This is a genomic window from Methylobacterium sp. WL119 (assembly GCF_008039875.1).
Taxonomy (GTDB): domain Bacteria; phylum Pseudomonadota; class Alphaproteobacteria; order Rhizobiales; family Beijerinckiaceae; genus Methylobacterium.
Map to the genome: position 1 here is coordinate 1 of NZ_VRUU01000054.1, position 18,408 is coordinate 18,408.

Annotated in this window: 11 protein-coding genes and 9 pseudogenes; 10 read left to right on the forward strand and 10 right to left on the reverse strand. The window is 60.2% G+C overall.

All coding sequences use genetic code 11. The features are described from left to right. The 3 genes and pseudogenes from FV227_RS29525 to FV227_RS18175 all read left to right on the forward strand — a co-directional run. Nucleotides 1–284 (forward strand): annotated as a pseudogene (locus FV227_RS29525) (hypothetical protein); the annotation flags it as partial. Then, nucleotides 281–628, forward strand: a complete 348-nt coding sequence (gene tnpB, locus FV227_RS18170) for an IS66 family insertion sequence element accessory protein TnpB (RefSeq protein WP_147859604.1) — start codon at nucleotides 281–283, stop codon at nucleotides 626–628. The pseudogene FV227_RS29525 and the gene tnpB, both read left to right, overlap by 4 nt. 155 nt (nucleotides 629–783) lie before the next feature. After that, nucleotides 784–1,200 (forward strand): annotated as a pseudogene (locus FV227_RS18175) (IS66 family transposase zinc-finger binding domain-containing protein); the annotation flags it as partial. A gap of 49 nt (nucleotides 1,201–1,249) precedes the next feature. Here FV227_RS18175 and FV227_RS18180 read toward each other — a convergent pair. The 4 genes and pseudogenes from FV227_RS18180 to FV227_RS18195 all read right to left on the reverse strand — a co-directional run bounded on the left by FV227_RS18180 (nucleotide 1,250) and on the right by FV227_RS18195 (nucleotide 4,404). Next, nucleotides 1,250–2,392 (reverse strand): annotated as a pseudogene (locus FV227_RS18180) (IS3 family transposase). A 358-nt stretch (nucleotides 2,393–2,750) separates the two neighbouring features. Beyond that, nucleotides 2,751–3,002 carry a hypothetical protein gene (locus FV227_RS18185; RefSeq protein WP_246686575.1) on the reverse strand — a complete coding sequence of 84 codons (252 nt, stop codon included), beginning with the start codon at nucleotides 3,000–3,002 and terminating at the stop codon, nucleotides 2,751–2,753. Between the two features lie 127 nt (nucleotides 3,003–3,129). After that, a pseudogene (locus FV227_RS18190) lies at nucleotides 3,130–3,354 on the reverse strand (hypothetical protein). 249 nt (nucleotides 3,355–3,603) lie between these two features. Then, complete coding sequence (locus tag FV227_RS18195; RefSeq protein ID WP_147859606.1) at nucleotides 3,604–4,404, reverse strand: ABC transporter permease; 801 nt, start codon at nucleotides 4,402–4,404, stop codon at nucleotides 3,604–3,606. Between the two features lie 182 nt (nucleotides 4,405–4,586). Here FV227_RS18195 and FV227_RS18200 point away from each other — a divergent pair. From FV227_RS18200 to FV227_RS18220, 6 genes and pseudogenes are all read left to right on the forward strand, one after another. Then, a pseudogene (locus tag FV227_RS18200) lies at nucleotides 4,587–4,962 on the forward strand (transposase); the annotation flags it as partial. Between the two features lie 104 nt (nucleotides 4,963–5,066). Next, entirely contained in the window at nucleotides 5,067–5,306 is a 240-nt protein-coding gene (locus tag FV227_RS29135) for a hypothetical protein (RefSeq protein WP_187274866.1), read from the forward strand. Between the two features lie 146 nt (nucleotides 5,307–5,452). Next, nucleotides 5,453–6,622 (forward strand): methyltransferase domain-containing protein, encoded by a 1,170-nt coding sequence (locus FV227_RS18205; protein WP_147859607.1) that lies wholly within the window; start codon nucleotides 5,453–5,455, stop codon nucleotides 6,620–6,622. A 249-nt stretch (nucleotides 6,623–6,871) separates the two neighbouring features. Continuing rightward, nucleotides 6,872–7,682, forward strand: a pseudogene (locus FV227_RS18210) (IS5 family transposase). Between the two features lie 95 nt (nucleotides 7,683–7,777). Further along, nucleotides 7,778–8,731 carry an IS630 family transposase gene (locus FV227_RS18215; RefSeq protein WP_147859608.1) on the forward strand — a complete coding sequence of 318 codons (954 nt, stop codon included), beginning with the start codon at nucleotides 7,778–7,780 and terminating at the stop codon, nucleotides 8,729–8,731. 142 nt (nucleotides 8,732–8,873) lie between these two features. Continuing rightward, nucleotides 8,874–9,721: pseudogene (locus FV227_RS18220) on the forward strand (IS630 family transposase). Nucleotides 9,722–10,084: 363 nt separating this feature from the next. On the opposite strand, the gene FV227_RS18225 reads toward FV227_RS18220, so the two are convergent. From FV227_RS18225 to gmd, 6 genes and pseudogenes are all read right to left on the reverse strand, one after another. Further along, the gene (locus FV227_RS18225; protein WP_147859609.1) at nucleotides 10,085–11,602 is read right to left on the reverse strand and encodes a hypothetical protein; all 1,518 of its coding nucleotides are present in this window, start codon (nucleotides 11,600–11,602) and stop codon (nucleotides 10,085–10,087) included. 127 nt (nucleotides 11,603–11,729) lie between these two features. After that, the gene (locus FV227_RS29945) at nucleotides 11,730–12,497 is read right to left on the reverse strand and encodes a hypothetical protein (RefSeq protein WP_246686646.1); all 768 of its coding nucleotides are present in this window, start codon (nucleotides 12,495–12,497) and stop codon (nucleotides 11,730–11,732) included. Further along, a complete protein-coding gene (locus FV227_RS29950) occupies nucleotides 12,484–12,906 on the reverse strand; it encodes a transposase (protein ID WP_246686645.1) in 423 nt (140 codons plus the stop codon). Before FV227_RS29950 ends, FV227_RS29945 begins: the two co-directional genes overlap by 14 nt. A 298-nt stretch (nucleotides 12,907–13,204) precedes the next feature. Then, nucleotides 13,205–14,634: pseudogene (locus tag FV227_RS18235) on the reverse strand (mannose-1-phosphate guanylyltransferase/mannose-6-phosphate isomerase). Nucleotides 14,635–14,669: 35 nt separating this feature from the next. Further along, on the reverse strand, nucleotides 14,670–15,644 hold the full coding sequence (locus tag FV227_RS18240; protein WP_147859610.1) for an NAD-dependent epimerase/dehydratase family protein: 975 nt from the start codon (nucleotides 15,642–15,644) through the stop codon (nucleotides 14,670–14,672). Nucleotides 15,645–15,657: 13 nt separating this feature from the next. Next, nucleotides 15,658–16,641 (reverse strand): GDP-mannose 4,6-dehydratase, encoded by a 984-nt coding sequence (gene gmd, locus FV227_RS18245; protein ID WP_147859611.1) that lies wholly within the window; start codon nucleotides 16,639–16,641, stop codon nucleotides 15,658–15,660. 295 nt (nucleotides 16,642–16,936) lie between these two features. Between gmd and FV227_RS18250 the strand changes: the two are divergent. Further along, nucleotides 16,937–17,910: pseudogene (locus tag FV227_RS18250) on the forward strand (DDE-type integrase/transposase/recombinase). Nucleotides 17,911–18,408 lie beyond the last annotated feature (498 nt).

Sequence of the window (18,408 nt, forward strand, 5' to 3'; positions counted from 1 at the left end):
CCCAAGGCCTGCTGTTCACTTGGCGGCGTCAGGCGCGGGAGGGCCGTTTGGGCGGGGACGCGCAGGCCCCGGTCCTCGTACCCGTCGCGATCGCCCCGGAGCCGTCACTTCGTGTTCCCGCTGCGCAGTCGGATGATCCGCGTGCTCCAGCGCCGCCGCGCCGGCCTCGTCGCAAGAGCGGCGTCATCGAGATCGATCTTGGCGGCGGTCGGCGTCTCACGGTCGACCGGGACGTCGACGCCGGAGCTCTGCGTCGGGTGCTCGATGCCCTGGAGGGCCGATGATCCCGCTGCCGGCCAAAGTGCGGGTCTGGCTGGCGACCGGCCACACCGACATGCGCAAGGGCTTTTCCAGCTTGGGGATGATCGTCCAGGAGACGCTGCAACGCGATCCCCACTCCGGGCACCTGTTCGTGTTCCGCGGCCGGCGCGGCGACCTGATCAAGGTGATCTGGCACGATGGCCAGGGCGCGTGCCTCTACACCAAGCGGCTCGACCGGGGTCGTTTCCTGTGGCCGGCCGCGGCGGACGGAGCCGTGACGATCTCGACGGCGCAGCTTGGCTACCTGCTCTCGGGCATCGACTGGCGGATGCCGCAGGAGAGCTGGCGTCCAAGTGTGGTCGGATGAGGATAACGCGTTACAAAGGCTGAGCAATATGCTCTTCTGTGAGCGTGTCGAACGCGCCCGAGCCGCCACCGCTTCCCACCGATCTTGCTGCCGCCCACGCCATGATCCTGGCCGAGCGGGCGGCGCGGCTCGTGTCCGAGATCGCGGTCGAACGGCTGAAGCTAGAGGTCGCCCGGCTACGACGGGAGCGCTTCGGGGCCTCCTCGGAACGCAGCGCCCGGATCGACCAGCTCGAACTGACGCTGGAGGATCTGGAGGAGACGCTCGCCGAGACGGAGGCACAAGTGGCTGAGCCCGAGCCGCATACCACCCAGACCTCCTCCCGGCACAAGCCGGCTCGTAGGCCCTTACCCGAGCATCTGCCGCGCGAGTGCATCCTCTATCCCGGCCCGACGACCTGCACCTGCTGTGGCGGCGCGCGCCTGCGCCCTCTCGGCGAGGACGTCACCGAGACCCTGGAGCGGATCCCGGCGCGCTGGGTGGTGATCCAGCACGTGCGCGAGCGCTTCTCCTGCCGCGACTGCGAGACCATCGCGCAGACCCCGGCTCCCTTCCACCCGATCCCGCGGGGCCGGGCCGGGCCAAACTGATCGGCCCCCACGAGGTGATCCAGGGGTAAAGTTAGTGCACGGTGGGCCGCTCCGCCACGAGTAGCTTGGCCGGCGGAGCTGCTTGGGCGAGCGCAGCCGGCCAAGCGGAGAAGGCTGGCACGAACACCTCCGGGGCCGGCGGCCGGTATCCCAGCGATGCATGTGGGCGTACGCCGTTGTAGTGACGTCGCCAGCTTTCGATCACGATCTGCGCCTCCTTGAGTGTGTAGAAGATCTCGCCATTCAGGAGTTCGTCACGCAGACGCGCGTTGAAGCTTTCGACGTAGCCATTCTCCCACGGTGAGCCTGGCGTGATGTAGGCCGTCTTTGCTCCGACGCCGGTGATCCAAGCTTGTACGATCTTCGCAACGAACTCCGGGCCGTTATCCGAACGGACATGGCCAGGTACGCCACGCAGGATGAACAAATCCGAGAGCACGTCGATGACGTCGGTTGCTTTCAGCTTACGGGCGACTCGGATCGCCAGGCATTCGTGCGTGAACTCGCTGCGCGGTCCTTCGGTTCATCGACCACGTTGAGCATCCGGATCTTGCGTCCATCATGCGTGCGCGCCTCGACGAAGTCGTACGACCACACGTGATTGCGGTGTTCCGGGCGAAGACGGACGCAGGAGCCGTCGTTGTCCCAGATCCGCCCCCCGCTTGGGCTGCTTAGCTGGGATCTTCAGACCCTCACGCCGCCAAATGTGCTCGACGCGCTTGTCGTTGACCGACCATCCGGCCGCCTTCAGCAATGCGCTGATCTTGCGGTAGCCATAGCGTCCGTACTTTTGCGCTGTGTCGAGCGATGCTGACCGAGCGCCCGACAGGCGCGGCGCTCGGAGATGTTCATCGTCAGCTGGATGTGCTCGACACAGGCGCGTCGGCGCGCAGGGCTCGAGACGTCTTCCCCGGGACGCCTCCTGCAAGATCAGCTTGTCCAGCGTCAAATCGGCGATAGCTTTTCGAAGCCGAGCATTCTCGGTCTCAAGACTCTTCATCCGTCGAACCTGATCTGATTTCAGTCCGCCAAACTGACGCCGCCACCGGTAGTATGTCACTGAACTCACGCCGAGCGCGCGGATTGCATCGGCCACGCTCTGGCCCTGTGTGATCAGCACATCCGCATGCCGCAGCTTGGCAACAATCTCCTCGGGCTTCGGGTGCTTTGCCATCTTGTCCGTCCTCCAGGCTCAAAAGCCATACCAAAGGGCGGACCACTTCAATGGGGGCTGACCAACCCACGGCGCCCGTCGTTCACCCAAAAGCTAAGCTGTTCATCCCATTATGAAACGGGGTCTGAGAGCGCAGTCATGCAGTTCTGCTGTTTATGAAAATGATCCGAGGCGCGTAAATCTGCAGAGTGGGACAGCCCCGCGGCTTCACTGTTTGCGAGGCTTTTTGATTGAAACCTACGCGCCTTAGGGTTGCGCAAATGTGCAGCGTAGGCGCCTTATTGTGGCCGTGCCCGCCGGGAGGGCCCTAAGACCGCGCACCGACCCGAAGCGACCCGCCAAGGCTGATCCCTTTCGACTAGACCGAGCGCAAACCGAACGACGCCGCAGCGAAGGGTTTGCGCGACAGGTCGTGGAGCGCATCCCCAACGACGCCCGGCGCTTGTTTAAGAGCACGCCTTTCGCAGGTCGCCGCGATGCGGATGCCGAGCTCGTGGGTGTGGCTGCGGCCGTAGAGGTAGACAGCCAGCCGGGCGCGGGTGGCCTCGGGCATACCTTCCAACAGGCTGGGCAGCGTTTCAGCTTCCGAAGCGATCAGGCGTCCCAGCACTTCTATGCCTACCGGGCAGTCAGCCGCGGGATCATCGGCGCTAATCGGATACGTTCGGTTCACGACGGCACTTGCTGGCTGGACGCGAGCACGGTGGTGACAGGTGGTTAACGAAAGGTGTCGGGCCTCAAGCAGCCGACAGCCGCTTCATGTTGGCCGCGACATCTTCGCGGTACCGCGCGATGACGATCTCGGGCGAGCCGCCCATCCTCAGCGTGCCCGCGGCCTCGATGCTCGCCCGGGTCTTTTCTACCACCATCGACTGCATCTCGGTGGTGCCTTCACGTCCACCCTAAGCCAGCCGCACGAGCCGAAGCTCGATCACCTTCTGGGACTCGAAGGCGAGCCTCATCGACTAGATGAAAGGATTGTATACGGCGCTCTCCGCATCGCGGAACGGTGCGGCATCAAAGTCCCTGAGGGTGGCAAAGATCCAGGGGCTGCAGCAGCCCGAAGAGCCAATGGCCACTAATGCCAGGACCGAGTACGCGTACCTCAGGCATCAATCTGATCTTGCATTGTAGCTCACTTGAGTGATCCGTCAAGATGGCATCCCGCTCATATCCAACAACCAGAACTAGGTGTCGAACGACTAAATTAGTTATGTTATTCTTCTGATTACGTTTTTTTCCAGAAGCAGCCCAATCACAAGGCAGACCCCACCAAAAAGCAATGTGTAAATATAATCAACTCCGACATGTAGATCTGGGTAATAACCGAGACGTACCCATTCAATTATTTGAACCACCGGATTGAATTTTAGCACAGCGTATATCTGATCAGGAAGAAAATTAGGCAAGAACATTACGCCGCTCGTAATATAAAGTACGATGACAAACAACATGTACCCCATTATCCAAGCTGGAAAAAACGCTATGATACTAACATTGATCGTTCCCACACCAATACCCAACAGAACGGCCGCCATGTAACCGCATATGGCCGTAAATGGATCTGCGGGTATCGGATCAATGCCGCAGCAAATCAGAATTGCCGTGACACTTAGCAGGCCCAGAAAGCCGGTCACTATTTCAACCAAAATTCTTGAAAATATGACGTCGAAAAGTTTGACTTGAGGATAGTAAGTCAGCGGCTTATTTGTCAGCACCGCCTTCATGACTTCGCGCGAAATGTACTGAAACGCTAATGCAGGAACCGCCCCGCTGGCGAAAAATAAAGCGCGGCTGTCACCAATGGGTGCGGGAACGCCACGCGTGACGTAAATAACAACAAGCATAAAAACGTGGATAACAGGCCACAATACAACAACAGCATAACCCCAATGCGATCCACCGAAGCGCGTGCGCATGTCGCGCAATATCAGTGCATGCATAACATGCAGGTAGGATTCCATTTGGCTTCGTATGGAAGCCTTGGGAGAGCTAGCGGAATTGGTGGACATGAGGCCTCCGGCCGGTTTGCAGATCGGTGTCCCGAAGAAAAGCGCCCGAAATGTGAGATGGCCGGCCTTTGCACGAGATATACCAGTTGCCCGCGGCCAAGCCCCTCTGCCGTCCATGCCGTCGCTGTCGCATCTCTTCAAGCTCTACGCCTCACGGCCTACGCACCCGCGATGCCGGCGCTGATCGAAGACGTCACGGCACTACGACCTTGTTCGCTGCCTTGAACGTCTTCGAAGGCTCCAAGCTCGGTCGCTGCATGCAGTGCCATCGCCATGACGAGTTCATCCGCTTCCTGAACGCGGTCGAGATCGCCGTGCCCGCGGGCAAGGTGATCTACGTGGTGCTCGACAACTACGGGAGCCACAAGCACCCGAAGGTCCGCGCTTGGCTCGCCCGCAATCCGCGATGGACTTATCACTCCATTCCGACATCGGCCTCATGGCTTAACACAGTCGAAGGATTCTTCTCCGCCCTCACACGCCGCCGGTTGCAACGCGGGACCTTCACCGGCCTCGTCGGCCTTCAAACGCTACATGGTCGAGCACAACCAAAGACCCTGACCCTTTGTCTGGGCCAAACCCGCCGCTGCCATCTTCGACGCTATGAACCATCTGTCTGCGTCAATGCACTATATTAAATCTCGAAGGCGCCTCGCCCCGAGATGCTGGTCGCCGTTCGAGAATGGCTACTGGATCAAAATCGCCGTGGCGACGACGGCACTGCCGCTGGTCAGCCTCATGCTGTGATTGACGGCGGCAAAATCGCGATCGAACAAAGTGCGAGCTGCTCGTGGCCGGCGACCGTAAGATCCCATATCAAAGCCACGTCGCAGCCGATTGAAGCTGACGGCTGCAGGTTGCTCAGCTGGCGTTTCAAAAGCGCGCCGATTCACGGAAAGTGACATTTTTGATGTTGACAAAACGTTGATACAAGTAACTAGTTCCGATTCGGGTCCAAAAATGGCATAAGTTGATCTAGTCTGATTGGCGCTTTACGCCAGATAGAATGCGTGCTCAAGTTGGTACTTCTAGATAAAGATGAGTTCAAATGCGACACTCTTTCATCGATCTGCTGGCGTGCCCGATTTCTGGTGAGCAGTTAGTTGTTATTGGCGCCGAAGAGAAAGATCAACCTATTCCTCCGCCATACATTGAAACTGCACAGCGCGTAGGGAGCATTGGTGATGTTGTGGGGCCATTGCCAAAAGAATTCGTACCAACAACTGATCTTGGTAGAGCTATTGCTGCAGCTGCCGCTCCAGCAGGAAATGCCGACCGAAATATGCAATCGGTGATCTGGGAAGGCGTTCTTCTTGCGCCAAATTGTGGACGTTGGTACCCAATAATTGAGGGTATTCCAGAGATACTTCCAGACTCTCTGCGAAATTGGTCGCGAGACAAGGCACTTATTCATGAAAGACTAAAAAAAGTCGATGACAGCGTTAAAAACCTCATGGATTACTCAATTGGCTGGGCAGATACCTCGGTCAAGGCAGGTGACAACTATAAAAACTCGGAAATAACTCTCCTCAATAAGGTAGACGATTTGGGGTCTTTTACTGGCCCTGGGTTGCTTTCACCATTTAATCCTTATGAATTCCATCACTCTGCTGAGTTTATCCGAGGTTTTTCAAACTGTATTCCATCATTAAATATTAACGTTGGATCGTATGTACTGGACTCTGGTTCAGGATATTCATGGACTACTGAATGGTTTATGAAAATGGGCGTGCATGCCGTGGGCCTTGAAATAAACCGTACATATTTAGATGTCGGGCGGCGTCGTATGGGCTTGAATCAGCCGCACCTCATCATTGCAGACGCAGAAAATCTTCCATTTGCGGATGGTGTTTTCGACGCCATATTAGGATTTGATGCTTTTCATCATATTCCCGATCGCCCAAAAGCAATGCGTGCATTTGAGCGCGTCCTGAAAAATATCGGCCGTGTTGTCTTAGTAGAACCAGGCGGCGCGCACGAAATGAATGCCATATCGCAGAGCGTCATGCAAAAATATGGAACGATGGAAATCGGGATGGAACTCAGCGATGTACAAATGTATATCGATGGAATAAAATCTTTCAATCCTGCTGTCGAGACTTTTATTTATCCTGTAAAAAGCGATGACAGACGCGAGGTTATACCATTAAAAGATGCAATGGACCGCAATTTTATGGGGTGGTGCTTATATGTAATAGACAAGAACGGTGGAATTTGAGCTTGATATAAAACAAATCCTTTACGGATTTATTGATCGGGCAGGTCATTTTAGGCTGCAATGTGGATGAGGCAGTTGTAAAGCATTGCGCATTGGAGGGACGTCGAGTTGAACCCAAATCAGCCATTGCGGCAAAATTTAAATGTCTCGACGAGCGAGCCGATGCCGGGATGCATTGCGAACAGCAGCATCGCGTCGCACTAGAGGCTGTTATGGACCGGTGGCTTGGGGATTCCAGATGAAGGGGGCATGCCCCCTTCGCGCAGAGCCTACCCATCTGACGTCTCCGACGATGAGTGGGCGCTGGTCGCCCTTTATCGGACCCTGCTGCGCGAGGATGCGGGGCAGCGCGAGCAATAGCTTGCGCGAAGTGTTCAATGGCCTGCGCTACGTCGTGAAGACAGGGGTACCCTGGCGCTGGATGCCCAACGACCTCCCGCCCTGGGAAGCCGTTGACCCGCAGGCCCAGCGCTGGCTGGCGGCCGGCTGCTTCGAGCAACTGGCCGACGACCTCCGCGCCTTGCTGCGCCTAGCCTCCGGGCGTCGTTCAGAGCCCAGCGCAGCGATCCTCGACAGCTGAACCCTGCGTTCGACGCCCGAGAGCGGCGAGCGGGCCGGATACGATGGCGCCAAGCGCAAATGCGGCTCGAAGGTCCACCTGGCCTTCGACACGCTCGGCCACCTCCTGGCGCTGCACGTCACGCCCGCCGACGCCGACGACCGCGCCCAGGTCGGGCGTCTAGCCGAGGCCGTGCAGGCCGCCACCGGCGATCACGTCGACCTAGCCTATGTCGATCAGGGCTACACCGGGGAAAGGCCGGCTAAGGCTGCGCGCCAGCACGGCATCGCACTGGAGGTCGTCAGACTGCCCGAGGCCAAGCGCGGCTTCGTCCTGCTGCCGCGGCGCTGGGTGGTGGAGCGCTCCTTCGCCTGGGCGACCCGCTTCCGCCGCCTCGTCAAGGACTACGAGCGCTATCCCAGCACGCTCGCGGATCTCCACATCGTCACCTTCGTCTGCCTCATGCTCAAACAAGCCGCTCGACTGGCAGCCAGTTCATAACAGCCGCTAGAGCGGCATCTGACCGGGCTGAATCATTAGGGTTTACCGGTCGGGGTTTGATGTGATTCCCTGCGCGGCTTTCGCAGGAGAGCCGCATGGCATCAGCTCTATCCGTCGATCTGCGCGCGCGTGTCCTGGCCGCCGTCGAGGAAGGCGCGTCGCGCCGTCAGGCGGCCAAGCGGTTCGGCGTGAGCCCGACCAGCGCGATCCGCTGGTATGAGAGCTTTGGGCAAGAAGGGCGGATCGCCCCCAAGCCGATGGGCGGGGATCAGCGCTCGCAGACGATCGAAGCGCAGGCCGACATGATCGTTTCGATCTACGAGGCCAAGCCCGAGATCTTCCTGACGGAGCTACAGGAGAAGCTGGCGGAGCGCGGCCTGCGGGTCGGGAGGAGCAGCCTGTCGCGCTTCTTCAAGCGTCACGGAATTACGAGAAAAAACACCGGCCATGCGACCGAGCAGGATCGGGAAGACGTGAAAGCCGACCGCGAGGCATGGTTCGAGGGGCAGCTCGACCTAGACCCGGACGCCCTCGTGTTCCTGGATGAGACCGCGGCCAATACCAGCATGGTCCGCCGCTACGGACGCGCCCCGCGCAGCGATCGTTGCCGGGTCGGCGCGCCGTTCGGACACTGGAAGACCACCACCGTCACCGCCGCCCTGCGCTCCAGCGGTCTCATCGCGACCGCGCTCCTCGACGGGGCCACGAACGGCGAAGGCTTCCGTGCCTACGTCGTCGAAACGCTGTCCCCGGCGCTGCGGCAGGGCGACACCGTCATCCTCGACAACCTCCCGGCCCACAAGGTCAAAGGCGTGCGCGAGGCCGTAGAGGCCGCCGGTGCCCGGCTCCTCTACCTGCCGCCCTACAGCCCCGATCTCAACCCGATCGAGATGGCCTTCGCCAAGCTCAAGGCCATGCTCCGATCGGTTGCAAAGCGCACCGTTGCCGACCTCTGGGACGCCATCCGAAACGCATTCGCTGCCTTCAAACCAGACGAATGCCGGAGATACATCGCCGCCGCAGGATACGACGCTTATGATCCAACCTGATCGGATGCCGCTCTAGAGCGTTTTTGGTCGAAGCTGAGTCGGGTGTGTGGGGTTCACGCGATGGTGTGGGGCTGATTCACTGCGCGTTTCCGATGAGGAACGAGGCATGGGCCAACCCTACAACTAGGACCTACGCGAACGTGTGGTTGACGCGACTGGAACGACGTCGCGTCAACAGGCGGCTGCGCGTTTCGGGGTCGGCGTGGCCACGGCGATCCGTTGGATGGCCACACTGACGAAGACCGGGACGGTGGCGGCTCGTCCGCAGGGGCGGGCTCGCCGCTCCAAGCTCGATCTGCACGAGGCATTTCTGCAGGACCTGATTACCGAGCGGGACGACATGACCCCGGAGGAGATGCGGGTTCGCCTGAAGGACGAGCGCGACCTTACGGTCGGACTTGGCATCCTGTGGGCCTTTCTCGACGCGCGCGGTCTGACCTACAAAAAAAGACAGCCCACGCCACGGAGCAGAACCGCCCGGACGTTAAGGCCGCTCGCGAAGCGTGGTTCGAGGGCCAGCCCGACCTCGACCTTGCCCGCCTCGTCTTCCTTGACGAGACTTGGACCTCGACTCACATGGCCCGCGCCCGCGGGCGCGCCCCGCGAGGAGAGCGGTTGCGCTCTCCCGTATCGCACGGCCACTGGAAGACCACGACCTTCGTCGCAGGCATGCGCCTGTCCGGGATCGCCGCGCCGTTCGTGCTCGACGGACCGATCAACGGCGACGCCTTCCAGACTTACGTCTCGCGTGTGCTCGCGCCTGAACTCGACCCCGGCGACGTCGTCGTCATGGACAACCTCGGCAGCCACAAGGGACCAGCCGTGCGCGCGGCGATCGAGGCAGCCGGCGCGCGACTGTTGTTCCTGCCGCCCTACTCGCCGAACTTCAACCCGATCGAGATGGCCTTCTCCATGCTCAAAGCGCTGCTGCGCAAAGCAGGTGGGCGCACGGTCGAAGGACTATGGTCGGCCATCGGACGGATCCTCTAGACCGTCACGCCAACCGAGTGCGCCAACTTCTTCGCAGCCGTAGGATACGAACCAAATTAAACCGAAAATGCTTTATCGCACAGCCGCGCCGGGCAGACGGGCCGGACCGAAAGGCAAACCTGATTGATCAGCGCCCTGTCAATAACACCAGCATTCCAATTACAGGAACGGAGCAGGAACGTTAGGGGTTCGCCCGGGAAGGCCCAGCGCAGATGTTTACGGGGATCATCTCGACCATCACCGGCACGCAGGTCGAAAGACAGTGTGCAGCCATGCCTGGAGATGCCAACGCGCAGAGGAGCGTAAGGGCTGTAAGAGTGTTGTTCATATGTAAAAGTCATAAATTCGTTGCAAAAAAAGCGCCTACCAAGCAGTCAGGGCAATGCGCTTCCAAGTGTTCTTTGCTACGCAGCGGTACTCGTAGTTGGCGTCCCACGTTTGAGCGCCGACCGTGCAGGCCGCCGTGGAGCTTGCTGGTGTCGATGATGGGGAGACGAAAAAACTGGATGTGCGGATGTCTGAACTTACTGAGAAGACACCGGTCCCGCCTGGAGACACCGAGACGTTACCGGCCATCACCGCGGTGATGTTGAGACCGCCGGTAGACGGAACCTGAAACGATGCAGAGGCTGCACCGGATTGGACGATCAGATTTTCGGAAGCCCCCGGCGCAGTCGAGGTGTTAACGAATTTCACTCCGCTAGGACCAGCGATCTCCATACTGTGCTGAAGTTGCGGATAGGCGGCATTGATGCCAAGGGTGCTACCGCTAGTTTTGTTGATGAGATTGAGATTGCCGGCACTATCCTCGAAGATCTGCGCGAGGACTGGTGCACCATAACTGTTCAGGCCGGTTAGGTTGATCGCCTGCGAGTTGGAACTTGCCGCCGCACTGGTCGCTGCTAGCGACAGTCCTACAAGTCCTCCACCGGTGTTGGTGGCGTAGCACGCCTTCCATGGGATCGCGTTGGCGGAGGTACACTCGAAAGCGTTGAGGGCACCCGAGGTAGACGCCGTGGCATGAAGTAGGGACTGGAACCCCTTCGCATCGCCCGTGAGCGGCTGTCCGTCCGCCCTAGCGTAGAGGTTGGTATCGGCCTCCATCGTCGTCATAAACGAGAAGTTGAGGCCTTTGGACCCGTCACAAGAAGCCGCGAACAGCGCGCAGTTGACGGTCGAGAAGTTAGCTCCCTCCGTGAAGGAACCAGACGCTCCAATGCCGCCTAGGCTATAGAACGGAGTAAGGGACTTACTATGCGCGCCGCTTGCGTCGGGCACGCTGTAATTAATCCCGTAGGCCGCAATGGCCGCATCTGGCCATGATGCCACGCCCTTGTAGGTTCCGGCCGGCACCGTGATCGTGCCGACGATAGCGGCGCTTGATGGGTTGCCGTGACCGCTCAATTCCATTGAACGATCCCACGGACCGAGCTGTCCGCGTATCGTGCCGCTCGTGACGTTCGGATCCGCATAAGCGTTCGTGAAGGCCGGCGAAACAGGCATCTGTTCGTTCGGTACACGCCTGGTGGCGTCTAGGGTCGCGATGCCGCTTGGGGCGCCGCGCTGGTTTGCAACGACTCTCAAAAGCGCTCGATTCTGCTCGGCTAAAAGCGAACCATCGGGCCCGAGCGTCGCGATGCCGCCGGCCGCGCCGCACATTCCCAACAGCGTGTTCGTCGCCGCCATCATCTTTTGGTTTGAGCAGCGTGGGCTATCGCTGGCGAGCATCACAGAACTGCTCCAGATCTGCGTCCCGAGGACGAGATTGAGCGGGAAGCCCGAGAATACGGTACAGTCTGGAAGTGGAACGTTGACCTGCGCGCTAGCGGGCGCGCTGGTAAACGACAGCAATGCCATGAGAAGCAGGATCAAAAAGCGCATGACTGTATCCATGAGGGGGAGGAGACTAAGTGCACCTTGCAAAACTCCCGATTCGCTTGCGTTTTCCCTCCAGCCAGAACGGCGCAGCGGGCGTTTTGTGAGAGACACTTAGCTCGACTTTGGCCATTCATGCGACGTGGCAAAGCGCATAGAGCCAGGGAGCAGGCAATCGGAAGGGGTGTTTTGTTCGGGCGCGTCGGCACGGTGATGTTGCCAGAGTCCTCTCGCGCCAGATCGCACAGCGCACGGCGGCGAGCGCATCGGCGAAGGTTGGGCGCGGTTTTGGGTAACACGCAGCGGCCGCGATGCGTCGCCTTTGGCGGGCCGGGAGCCGTGCAGCCAGCAGCGTGACGATCGAGAACAGGGCGAGCAGGCAGGGGGTGGTGCGGGCAATCGCTGTATCAGACCACTGCCGCTGCGTCTCGACGCCGAGATGGGCGCGCACTTCCTGGAACGTGACCTCGACGTTCCAACGCTGCACGAACCATCCTACGATCTGCGCGGGCTCGCGCGTCGGTTCGATACAGAGTAGGGCCTGGGGCGGGAAGCGCGCCTCGGGATCGCGGATGAGCACCCAGCGGATCGGTACGACAGGGAGGCCGCCGTGCCGCCACACCGCGGTGCCCGAGGCGATCTCGATCATGCACTCGCCTACTCCGTACCAGCCCGGCACCACAACCGCATGCCAACGCGTGTCCTTGGACGCGAAGGTTGCGGCGAGCGTCGGCAGCCGTGCGCCTTTGGTCCTCGGGCGGCCGATCGTGGTCGGCAGCCGCATCGGAGCCGGATCATAGAGGGCTGCGTCGAGCCGTAGGCGGGTGATCGCTGTTATGCGGGCGCGGCGCATCGCGTTGAGGAACAGCAGGGCCGAGAAGCCGCCATCACCGACCAGCACGAGGTCGCGCCCGGTAGCCAGCGGCGGGCCTAGAGGGCGAGTTGAGTCCGACGTCGAGCAACGGCTTGTGCCGACGGCCTTGTTCGCGACAGGCACGCTCGGACGGCACCAGTGCGGTCAGGAACGGGAGCGTCCAGACGCGCCCCGCCCAAGGGATTGGGGCGAGCAGCATTAGGCTCATCCAGCGCAGCCCGCTCGCCTTGACGAAATTGCTGTCGGAGGAGCGCACCGGATCTTGGGAGATGTCCTTGGCCGTGATCCGCTTGCCGCGGCGGCGCTCGATCGTGTCGTCCAGTCCCAGGACCACGGGGCCGCGTTGCGCGAACACGTTGACCAAGATACCGAGCAGGATGCGACTACCAGTGCGCGGACACCACGCTGCCCGGTTGAGGATGCGGTGGACGTTCACGAACCGTCGCTCATGCGCACGGCCCATGATCCCAGGACGCTGGTTACCGTGCGCCCACCGGGGGTGAGGATCGCGCCGATCAGCAGAACCTGAGCGTGCCGCTACAAGCGACGGACGAACAGCGGCGCGAACATCAGGATGAGTTCGGCGAAGCGGGCGGGCAGATCAGGCATCAGGTGTCTCTTGGTCAGGACGACCAGAACCTACCCGTCATGTCCGCTTCGTAACCCGCCCCTCAACCGCCCGTCAAATTGGCCAAAGTCGAGCTAAGACTCGCACCATTAGCTAGATGGTGCTTTCACCGTCCGTAAATGTCCTCGACGCGGATGATGTCGTCCTCGCCGGTGTAGCTGCCGACCTGGACCTCGATCAGTTCAAGTGGGATCTTGCCGGGGTTCGTGAGGCGGTGCATCGAACCGATCGGCAGGTACACCGCTTCGTTCTCGTGGACGAGGACGATCCGATCGTCCAGCGTCACTTCGGCGGTGCCGCGCACTACCACCCAGTGCTCGGCGCGGTGGAAGTGCTTCTGCAACGACAACCGCCCGCCCGGCGTCACCATGATCCGCTTCACTTGGAAGCGCTCGCCGATGTCGATGCGCTGGTACCAGCCCCAGGGGCGGTACATCCGACGGTGCGCATCGGCCTCCGGATGGGCTTTGGCCCGCAGGAGGCCGACCAGATCCTTCACCCAGCCGGACTTGGCCTTCGAGGTCACGAGCACTGCATCCGCGGTCGCGACCACCACCACGTCCTCCAGGCCGACCACGGTAGTCAGCCCCTCGCCCTCGCTGTGGACGAGGCTGTTTCGCGTCTCCAGCAATTCAACTCGGCCGCGCACGGCGTTGCCGGACTCGTCGCGCGGCAGCACCTGCCAGACCGCGTCCCAGGTCCCAACATTCGACCACGGGAACGACACCGGCAGCACGCCGGCCCTCTGCGTGCGCTCCATCACCGCGTAGTCATCGAGATCTTGGGCGCCTTGGCGAAGGCCTTCGCGTCGAGGCGCACGAAGTCGAGATCGGTGTTAGCGAATTCGAGTGCAGCGCGGGCGGCAGCCAACACCTCGGGGGCGTGCGCCTCCAACTCGGCGAGCATAAGGTCGGCGCGGAACAGGAAGTAACCCGAGTTCCACAGGGCGCCCTCCGCGATCAGCGCTTCCGCCCCGTCCGCATCCGGCTTCTCGACAAAGCGCTCCACCGCGAAGGCTCCGTCCGCCTCCGGCAGCGCCCGGCCGCGACGAATGTAGCCGTAATCGGTGGCCCGTCGCGTTGGCTCGACACCGAGCGTCATCGTATAGCCCGCTCGCGCGCCAGCTGCGGCTGCGTGGACGGAGGCACCGAAGGCGGCGGTATCGCCGATGACGTGGTCGGCGGCCATGATCAGCACCACTGTTTCGGGACCCTGCCGGGCGGCGTGCAGGGCAGCGACCGCCACAGCTGCAGCGGAGTCGCGCCCTGCCGGCTCCAAGATAATGTCGCCTGAGATGCCGGCCCGGGCGAGCTGCTCGGCGACGATGAAGCGCGACTCGGCCGCCGCAATCACGGCAGGTCGCGCGAAAATCGCTGCGTCAGCCACGCGCTTGACAGTAGCTTGGAAAGTCGATCCCGCCTCATCGACAAGCCGTGCGAACTGTTTCGGCATGCTCTCGCGCGATGCCGGCCACAGCCGCGTCCCTGAGCCGCCACACAGGATCACAGGCAGAATGTGGTACGCGAAATTACTCATCTGCCTGGTCCGCTCGATGCACGAGAGTTAATTGGCTAGATATGCAGCTCGGATCGAACCTTTGCCCGCGCCTCAGCGAGTATATCGGAAATTGCCGTATCCCAGTCTTCAGTCGGCGCCCAATCAATCGCTGCCATGATCCGCCCAGAGTCACCCGCAGCGACTGCGATCTCCGCCGGCCGCATTCGTTCATCAACGATCCGTATATCAAATGGTACCATCGATTGCCGACGCAGATCAGTTAAGATATCCGCGATACTGCGCGGATGCCCCGACGCGATGTTGTACACTGTACCGGTCTTGATACTCTGAGCGTTTGCGATCAGCGCCACGTAAGCCCGCACCACGTCGCCAATTGGCAAAAAATCCCGTTTTGCCATGAGGTTACCGACCTCAAGTATAGGGGGCACGCAACCAGCCTCGATCCGCGCGATCTGACTGGAGAAGGAAGGCACGACAAAACGCTCGTCTTGGCCTGGGCCGATATGATTAAACGGTCTAAGAATCACAAGTTTAATTTCAGCACGCGGTAGTACGTCGCGTAGAATTAGCTCGCCAAACCATTTCGAACGGGCGTAGGCGCCAAGCGGTTTTGGCTCAACATCTTCTGACAAAGGATGGCTAGCCAGGAATGAATAACCATAGACTTCGCCGGAGCTGACAAAGAAGAAATTTGAACCGGCCGCATACTGGGCTGCTGACTCGGCGAGGTTTAAGAGCCCCTGAAGATTTACGCGCCACGTATCAATCGGCGCATTGACCGATTGTTGAACCGAGGCTATTGCCGCTAGATGTAGAACATCAGTTGGGCGATACTCGCAAAAGAAATTTGAAAGCGCTATCGCATCGAGAAGGTCAATCTGTCGAAATATTGCGCCATTCAGCATTGGGCCTATGTTGTGGCGCCCAATACCAATAATCTGGTCGTTGGGGCCGACTGCTGCAGAGAGGGCAGCAAGCGCGTGCCGACCGACAAAGCCGGCAGCGCCAGTGACGAGAATGCGCTTCACGTTGATCCGCCAGTTATGACTTACTGCCGAGACGCTTGAGGTCGGCCTCGACCATCTCCTGGATCATCGTCTCGAGCGAGATCTCGGCTTTCCAGCCGAACGCAGCCTCGGCCTTGGCCGGGTTGCCGAGCAGCACCTCGACCTCGGCTGGCCGAAATAGCTTCTCGTCGATGATCAGGTGGTCCTGCGACACGAGGCCGACGTGGCGGAAGGCGATCTCGCACATGTCGCGCACCGTGGTGGTGCGGCCGGTGGCGATGACGAAGTCATCCGGCTTGTCCTGCTGCAGCATCATCCACATCGCCCGGGTGTAGTCTTTGGCGTGACCCCAGTCGCGCTTGGCGTCGATGTTGCCGAGCCGTAATTCCTTCGCCAGTCCGAGCTTGATCCGCGCGACCCCGTCGGTGACCTTGCGGGTGACGAACTCGACGCCGCGCAGCGGCGATTCGTGGTTGAAAAGGATCCCGTTCGAGGCATGCAGCTTGAAGCTCTCGCGGTAGTTGATCGTCATCCAGTGCGCGTAGAGCTTGGCCACGCCGTAGGGCGAGCGCGGGTAGAACGGGGTCGACTCGCTCTGCACCTGCTCCTGGATCAGCCCGAACATCTCCGACGACGAGGCCTGATAGTAGCGCGCATCCGGCTTCAGGGTGCGCACGCATTCGAGCAGGTTGACGGCGCCGAGACCGGTGATCTGCCCCGTCAGGAGCGGCTGCTGCCACGAGGCGGTGACGAAGGATTGCGCGGCGAGATTATAGACCTCGTCTGGCCTTACCTCCTGCACTATGCGGGCGAGGCTTGACAGATCGAGAAGATTACCGTCGTGCAAAATCACATCATCGTTGATCCCAAGCCACTTCAGCCGGTGGTCGAACACCCCGGCATGACTGGAGCGCCGCACGACACCATGTACTACGTAACCTTTGTTCAATAATAACTGGCACAGATAGGCTCCATCTTGTCCGGTTACTCCTGTAATTAATGCTATTCTATTATGCATTGATTGATTTTTACTATCTAAATGAGAGAAATTTGGCCAGCAAGTTTATGACTGAGTGCTCGATAGGCCGCAATCTAACGTGCTTGGGTGAGGAGGCTCAGGGGAGCAGTTTGTTAATGCGCTTAGCTGGATAGCATCCAAGCGTCTTTCACACCAACCGGGATGAGGGATCGTGTCTCGGCCCTAGCTGTTTGGTTGCGGCACGTTGTTGTAATATGGCGCATTAGGCAATCAAAGCTCAAGCATGGCGGTTTGAGGGCGTGCGCCGCCGTGCCGCCACCAGGAGGGCCCGCTGATGCTCGCCATTCATCCCAACGCCCGTACCACTCTGGTCGTGTGCGCCGAGATCGCTCGATCCTCCGAAGGCTCTAGCGTTCTGGCCCGGCGCTATGGTGTCTCTGCCGAGACCATCCGCAAATGGCGCAAGCGCTGCCCTGATGCTTGCGAGGATCGCTCGGCGCGACTGCATGAGCTTGCCCTGGCGCGCCAGCGATGAGTACTGCTCCATCGTATGCGCGCTCCGCCGCAGCGCTGGCTTTTCCCTCAACGCGCTAACCTTCGTCATCAGCCATCTCTTGACGCATCCGAACCGGGACACCGTCTATCGCATCCTCAAGGCGGAGGGTCTCAACCGGCTGCCGCCGTCTGAGCAGGCCCGCAAGTTGCATAACACCTTCAGGGACTACGTGGTCGGCTTCGTCCATATCGACGTGAAGCACCTGTCCAATCTGCGCGATCGTGACGGCTCCACCCTTCAGCGCTACCTCTACGCCACGATCTACCACGCCTCCCGCCACATCCACCTCGCCGTCAGCACGACGAGACCTCCACCTCGGCCGTCGCCATCCTCACGGACGCCTTCGACGCCTTCCCCTTCCGGGTCACCCACGTGCCCACCGACCGCGGCTCTTGCTTCACCGCCGATGCCTTCCAGGCCGCATGCGCGCGGCACGGCGTACAACACCGCAAAACGCGCCCCTACACCCCGAAGACCAACGGCATGGTCGAACGCTTCAACGGCCAGGTGACACGGGAGGTGGCGGGCATCATGATCTACAGCTACCGCAACCTGGAGGTCGTTCGGCGCGGTTTCAACGCGGCCTATAATGTTCGCCGCCAGCGCATGTTGAAGGGGCTGTCACCCGGATGGCCCTGCACCAGCGCATCGAAGTCGATCCCGCGCTGTCCAATCCAACCTACAGACCGCTCAAGCCTGGCATCCTAAGCAACGCCCTCCGCATCGTCGCAAATGCCAAAGAGATGTCATAACTGACATTAGCTTCTGTTCGGAGTCAACGTTTAGACGGTTGTGCCTGTAAGATTGCAGCCCGTGCCGCGGCCTGCCTCTCAACATTTATCGCTGTATTGCTACTCGTAATCCCACTGGTTAATTCGCAATTCACCATTATACTGTGAAGATCACTCGAATGTCCGCTGTTAAACAGAAGCGCGACCCATGCTGGCTCGAAAACTGCTACTGTTGCGGCGAGCGCTACTCTTGCGTCGCTGATTGCTCGAGACTCATAAAGATCGTTTATCGTGCTTTTCGTCATCCTATTTCTGTAGAGCCACTTGACCCAATGCGCCACCGGCTTGAGCGGACACCTTAAAATATTCCTTCCGTATGAGATGATGCTGCAATTTTCTGATGCTATCCGTGTTGGCGGGCGGCTCAGATGGGGTAGCAGGAGTTGTTCGATCCTGACGAGCGATATCACCGGCCATCCGAGAATGGCGCGCCGCTGGTGAAGCTCGAGGTCCTGATGA